We start from the raw sequence: 6106 nt of genomic DNA on the forward strand, positions 1-6106 counted from the left end.
GTTCCGGTCAGCTGTCGACGAGGACCTGTAGGGCGGCGCCGTAGCGCTCGACGATGTCGTCGATCGGCGCGGCCCGTAGCCACGGACTCTCCATCACGTACAGCGCCGCCATCAATCCGGACAGTTGCGCGGCGAGCAGGTGAGCACGCAGTTCGGCGTCGTCACCCGGCAGTCGCGGCGCCAGCGGCGCGACGATCATCTGATCGATCGCCTCCTGCAGGTGCTCACGGACGACGGGGCGATCGGACGCGCGCACCAGGGCGGCATAGACCGCGGTGGGCTTGTCCGCCTGCCGCCGACGCGTCCTTCGGACGACGAAATCCACCAGCGCCCGGCCCAGCCCGTCCAGCGGACCCTCGACGACCTCGACGAAGGCGTCGGACATCGTCATCGTCCGGACGAAGAGCTTCTCCTTGGACCCGAAGTAGCGGATCACGAGCGCCGGGTCGACGCCGGCATGCCGGGCGATGTCGCGCACGCCGGTGGCAGCGAATCCCTGCTCGGCGAACAGCTCCGCGGCGGCGGCCTGCACCGCCTCGCGGTTCTGCGCGCTACTCGCGCGGGCGTGGGGTTCGGGTGTCTCGACGGTCATCGATCGTCCTTCGCTCGGAGTGTCCGATTCCAACCTTGCCGCACACCCTACGTCAACAGTGTTGACAACTCGCCGTCAACAATGTTGACTAGTCGACTTGTCAACAGTGTTGACGTTTCGACGATTCAGAAAGGGCGATGCGGATGTCCGACACCACCGATCAGCGCCACCAGGACTGGGACCGGGCCATCGAGGCCGACACCGAAGCGGTCGCTCCCGCTCTCCACCTCGACCACGGCGCACCCGACGACCCCGCCGGCGGTAGGACGCCGTGGCGCACCGTCGTCGAATCGATGGTGTTCCCGCTGTTCTTCGCGGTGATGTTCGCGCTCTGCTACGTCAGCGCGTTCCACAGCCCGACGCCGCGCGACGTCGAGGTCGTCGTCGTCGGACCCGAGTCCGCCACCACCGCGCTGGTGGAGCGGCTCGCCCCGACCGTCGGCGACAAGTTCGCGCTCGAGACCGCCACGGACGCCACGGACGCGATCGATCGCCTGCAGAACCGCGAGATCGCCGGCGTGATCGAGCTGGGTCCGACGATGAATCTGCACATCGCGTCCGCCGAGGGCACCATGCGCGTGCAGGCCGCCGAGGGACTCGCGCAGCCACTCGCCGCCGCCCAGGGCGTGGACTTGAACGTCGTAGACCATGCGCCGCTCGCCGCGGACGATCCGACGGGCACCGGCCTGTTCTACCTCGTCATGGTGTCGACGATCGTCGGCTACCTCACGATCACCGTGCTGTCCCAGGTGGCACCGCGGATGCGGTTGCGCCAGCAGCTCGGCGTGCTGGGCGTCATGTCGATCGTCGGCGTGCTCGCGGCATACCTGGTCTCGGCGATCTTCGTCGGTTTCTACGGGGCGTCGTTCGCGGCGAGCCTCGCGTTGCTCGCGGTGGTCGTGGCCTACACGATCGTCGTGGGGTTGGTCAGCATCCTCGTCAATCGGGTGTTCGGCAAGGCGGCGATCATGGTCGTGATGGTTCTGATGATCTTCGTGAACTTCCCGAGTGCCGGCGGCGCCTTCCCCGCCGACTTCCTGCCCGGATTCTGGTCGGCGCTCAGCCACTTCTGGATCGGCGCGGGCGCCGTCGACGCGGCCCGCTCGATCGTCTACTTCGGTGGCACCGGCGTGGGCCACGGCCTACTCGTCATCGCCGGCTGGTTCGTCGTCGCGGCGGCGCTGCTGGGCCTGACCCAGCTCCGCAAGCCGAAGGCCGACGCACCGCAGCAACTGGCGGGCTGACCGCACTCCCCCGCCGCACGGCTCCGAGGAAGAACACCGCCCGGGATTCCCGGGCGGTGTTCTTTTTCGTCAGCTCTTCGTCAGTTCAGGCTGCCGTACACCGTCGTCCCCGCGAACACCGTGGCCCGCACCTCGATGTCCGCGAGCCGCTCGGGATCCACCGCGAGCGGATTCGCCGACAGCACCACCAGGTCGGCATGCATCCCCGGCTTCAGCGCTCCGATGGAGTCGTCGCTGAACAGCTGCCAGGCCGCGTTGACGGTCTGCGCGCGCAGCGCCGCCTCCACCGGGATGCGCTCCTCCGGTGCGAGCACCCGCCCGCCACGGGAGCGCCGGTTGACGGCGTCCGAGATGTTGCGCAGCGGATTCGTCGGGGTGACCGGGCCGTCGTTGTGGAACGAGATCCGGTGGCCGGCGGCCAGCGCCGAACCCGCCGCGGCCCAGTGCCCGCCGTGCTCGCGGCCGAACAGGTCGTCGACCAGGACGTCGCCCCAGTAGTAGAGGTGGTCGACGAACAGGCTGCACGTCACACCCAGGTCGGCGGCGCGCCGGAACTGGTCTGGGCGCATCGCGCCGACGTGTTCGAGGCGCAGTCGGTGATCGTCGCGCGGGTTCGCCGCGAGCATCTTCTCCCACGCGTCGAGGACCATCGTGATCGCGTCGTCGCCGTGCGCATGGCACGCGATCTGCCAGCCCTGCTCGTAGTACGGGGTGCTGATCTCGAGGATCTGCTCGCCCGTGTAGTTGGCTTCGCCGTGGCTGCAGGCCATGCCGAGGGCGCGCGTCGCGGGGGTGTCCAGGTAGGTGAAGCTGAGCGCGATGTTCCCGATCCACGGGGAACCGTCCGACCAGATCTTGATCCCGACCTGCCGCACCAGGTCGTCGCCGGCGCCCGATTCGAGGTCCGATCCGCGCTTCGGGCCCGACATCTCGTACAGCCGCAATCGCGTGGTGAGCGCCCCGGCCTGGGCGGCCGCGGCGAGCGGGGCGCGCATCGCCGGGTCGAACGCCATCTCGCTGATGGTGGTGACGCCGGCCGCGTTCAGGCGCGCGGACTCGGCCGCGATCAGTTCGGGGAAGCGTCCGGCCGCCGACGCGAGCACCGGACCCGCGATCGCGATGACGGCCGCCGACTCGTAGGCGACACCGGTGAGCTCACCGGTCTCGTCGTCGCGCCCGAAACGGGCACCCTCCGGGTCGGGGGTGTCCCGGGTGACTCCCACGGCGGCCGCGGCGGTCGTGTTGAAGTAGGCGGCATGCCCCGAGTTGTGCAGGATGATCAACGGCTTGTGCGGCGACTGACCGTTCATCCACTGCAGCGTGGGCTCGTCGAGTCCCTTCTGCAACAGCGGATCCCACCCGTTGAGGACCGCACCCTCGGGGCCGGCGGCGGCGACGGCCTCCGCGATCGCGGCGAGGACGCCGTCCGCGTCGGGGATGGTGACGGGCCGGATGTCGACGACGGGGTCGCCCAGCAGGACGGCCTCGTTCAGCGGATGACCGTGCGCCTCGATGAATCCCGGCATGATGCAGGCGTTTCCGACGTCGTGCACGACGGTTGCGGGGCCGATGAGGTCGGCGACGTCGGCATCGGACCCGACCGCAACGATGCGCCCGCCCTCGACGGCGACGGCGGTCGCCCGGGGATTTGCATCGTCCATCGTCAGTACGTCACCGAACAACACCAGGTCAGCCATCGGTTCTCCCCGCTTCGTACCCGGCTTTCGGTGGCCGGTTCTCGCCCGACAGGCTACAGACCGACCGTTCTCTCCGCGCGCCGTACGCGTGTGGCCCGACCTGGCCGTGTCGCCTTCCGGTAGGAAGGAACCAGGGCGTCCGAGCGATGAGGACGTCAACCTGTGGATGCGGAAGGGAAGACCCATGGCGAAGCGGAAGTGGGCGGAGTTGAGCCCGGTCCAGCGTGCGGTGATCATTACGGCTGGCTCGGTCCAGTTGAGTCTGGCGGCGAGTGCGTGGGCGGATCTCGCGACCCGACGCCGCGACGAGGTCAACGGCAGCAAGGGCAAGTGGGCCGCGATCATCGCCGTGAACTTCATCGGCCCGCTGTCGTACTTCCGGTGGGGACGCCGTAAGTCCGCGTGATCACTGCGGGCCCGTAGGCGACGACGGACGCTGCTCGACGAGATCGGCGAAGACGACGGTGTTGTCGCGGTAACTGCGTGCCGCCGTGTCGAATTCGCCGCCGCACGTGATCAACCGGAGTCCCGGGTGGTCGATGTTGCCGTAGACCGCGGCGGTCGGGAACTCCGCTTTCGCGTAGCGGTCGACCCTCGTCACGCGGAACACGGCGGTGACCCCGTCGGACCGGACGGCGTGGACCAGGTCCCCCGGCGCCAGTTCGTGGAGGCGAAGGAACACGCCGGGTTCACCGTCCCAGTCGACGTGTCCGGCGAGGATTGCTGGCCCGAGTTCTCCGGGAACCGGTGAGCCGGAATACCATCCGGCCGGGAATGCTCCCGGTGGCACCTGCAGTGCGCCGCTCGGCTCCAGCCCGAGATCGACCAGGTCGGTATCGACCCCGATGGCCGGGATGACGAGTCGGTCGGGGCGCAGCACTGTGCTCACCGGTGCGGTGTTCACGGGAGCGATGTCGTCCGAGGCGGCGGCCGACGGCGCCTGGACCGGCACCGGTGCCGGCTGCGGCTGGTTTTCGGATTCCGTTGCGGTGCATCCGGTCAGGAGGATGCCGATCGCGAGGAGCGCGGCGAGAGCGGCCGACAGGCCGGTGCCGGATGATCTCCGGTACCGGCCTGTCGGGTGTTCGTTCACCGTCTGATCCAATGCCTACTGCTTACGGCGGTGCCGCCCGGTGGCCGCGGCCGTTCCGGCCGTGGCGGCGAGGAGCAGCGCGGTACCGAGGAGCAGCCCGCGCCCCGCGGTGTCGCTCGGATCGCCCTGGTCACCGGCTTCGACGCCGCCGACCGGCACCGCGGAGATCTGAGCGCCTGCCTGCTCCGGAGCGGGTGCAGCTCCGGGTGCGCTGATGTTCTGCGCGGCAGCGGCCTCGACGGCGATCGGCTGGGCGATATTGCCCATGCCTTCGCCCTCGGCTTCGGCGCCCGCGCCACTGCCGGCGTTGCCGTTCGCGGCGAGGGTACTGCCGAGTGCGGCTCCTCCTGCGAGGGCACTTCCGAGTGCGGCGCTGCCGAGGGTTCCGCCACCGGCGACGGTGCTGCCGAGGGTCAACCCGCCGACCACGGCACTTCCGAGGACTGCACTGCCGACGTCGGAGCTACCGGCCTCGCCGCCACCGGCGCTACCGGCGTCACCCGTTCCGTTCGAACCGGTTTCACCGCTGCCGTTGACCGCTACGCTGCCGAGGCCCAGAGCCGCGCTGCCGAGCACGGGAAGGACAAGGCTGCCGAGATCGCCGCCGGCGCTACCGTTCTCGGAGCTGCCGGCCTCGGTTTCGCCGGTGCTGCCCAGTCCGAGGCTGCCCAGCGCGAGATCGGTCAGGCTGCCCAGATCCAGATCACCACTGCCCGCAGTCAGCTCACCGCTGCCGGAATCGCCGCCCGAACCGAGATCGGCCAAGCTGCCCAGATCCGAGCTACCCGCGTCCGTGCCACCCGCGCTGCCGGCGTCGCCGGTCGAGCCGAGTGCGGCCGCGCTACCGACAACCGGGAGGGCCAGGCTGCCGAACGGAAGCGCCAAGCTACCCAACGCGGCCTCACCCAGGCTGCCCAAGTCGAGATCGCCACTTCCCGCGGTCAGCTCACCGCTGCCGGTGTCGCCACTGCCCGTGTCGCTACCGGAATCGCTGCCCGAACCCAGGTCCGAGAGGCTCCCGGCATCCAGCCCCAAGCTGCCCAGCACAAGCTCGCCCAGGCTGCCTAAGTCGAGATCGCCACTGCCCGCTGTCAGCTCACCGCTGCCGGTGTCGCCGCTCCCCGTGTCGCTGCCCGACCCGAGGTCCGCAAGGCTACCCAGATCCAGTCCCGAGCTACCCGAGTCCGTGCCGCCCGCGCTGCCCGCGTCACCCGTGGACCCAAGGGCAGCCGCGCTACCGACAACCGGGAGAGCCAGGCTGCCGAACGGAAGCGCCAAGCTACCCAGAGCCGCCTGACCGAGGCTGCCCAGATCCAGATCACCACTGCCGGCCGTCAGCTCACCGCTGCCGGTGTCGCCACTGCCGGCCGTCAGCTCACCGCTGCCGGTGTCGCCACTGCCCGTGTCGCTGCCCGAATCGCTGCCGGATCCGAGGTCCGCGAGGCTCCCGAGGTCCAAGTTCGAGCTACCCACCTCGCTC

At 69.8% G+C, this 6106-nt stretch carries 6 protein-coding genes; 2 read left to right on the plus strand and 4 right to left on the minus strand.

Annotation, left to right across the window (positions count from 1 at the left end; genetic code table 11):
• Nucleotides 1-7 precede the first annotated feature (7 nt).
• Entirely contained in the window at nucleotides 8-592 is a 585-nt protein-coding gene (locus LCL87_RS00760; protein ID WP_225015555.1) for a TetR/AcrR family transcriptional regulator, read from the minus strand.
• Nucleotides 593-735: 143 nt separating this feature from the next.
• On the opposite strand from LCL87_RS00760, the gene LCL87_RS00765 reads away from it, so the two are divergent.
• Entirely contained in the window at nucleotides 736-1836 is a 1101-nt protein-coding gene (locus LCL87_RS00765; RefSeq protein WP_225015557.1) for an ABC transporter permease, read from the plus strand.
• Between the two features lie 80 nt (nucleotides 1837-1916).
• Here the strand turns inward: LCL87_RS00765 and LCL87_RS00770 are convergent, their stop codons facing one another.
• On the minus strand, nucleotides 1917-3533 hold the full coding sequence (locus tag LCL87_RS00770) for an amidohydrolase (RefSeq protein WP_225015559.1): 1617 nt from the start codon (nucleotides 3531-3533) through the stop codon (nucleotides 1917-1919).
• 184 nt (nucleotides 3534-3717) lie between these two features.
• Between LCL87_RS00770 and LCL87_RS00775 the strand changes: the two genes are divergently transcribed.
• Nucleotides 3718-3939, plus strand: coding sequence for a PLDc N-terminal domain-containing protein (locus tag LCL87_RS00775; RefSeq protein WP_225015561.1), 222 nt, complete (start codon nucleotides 3718-3720; stop codon nucleotides 3937-3939).
• Here LCL87_RS00775 and LCL87_RS00780 read toward each other — a convergent pair whose 3' ends face one another.
• Nucleotides 3940-4626, minus strand: a complete 687-nt coding sequence (locus tag LCL87_RS00780; protein ID WP_225015563.1) for a class F sortase — start codon at nucleotides 4624-4626, stop codon at nucleotides 3940-3942. It lies immediately after the preceding gene.
• 15 nt (nucleotides 4627-4641) lie between these two features.
• Nucleotides 4642-6106: hypothetical protein (locus LCL87_RS00785; RefSeq protein WP_225015565.1), on the minus strand; the 1465-nt coding region annotated here is incomplete at its 5' end.

This window comes from Prescottella equi (assembly GCF_020171745.1).
Lineage (GTDB): Bacteria > Actinomycetota > Actinomycetes > Mycobacteriales > Mycobacteriaceae > Prescottella > Prescottella equi_A.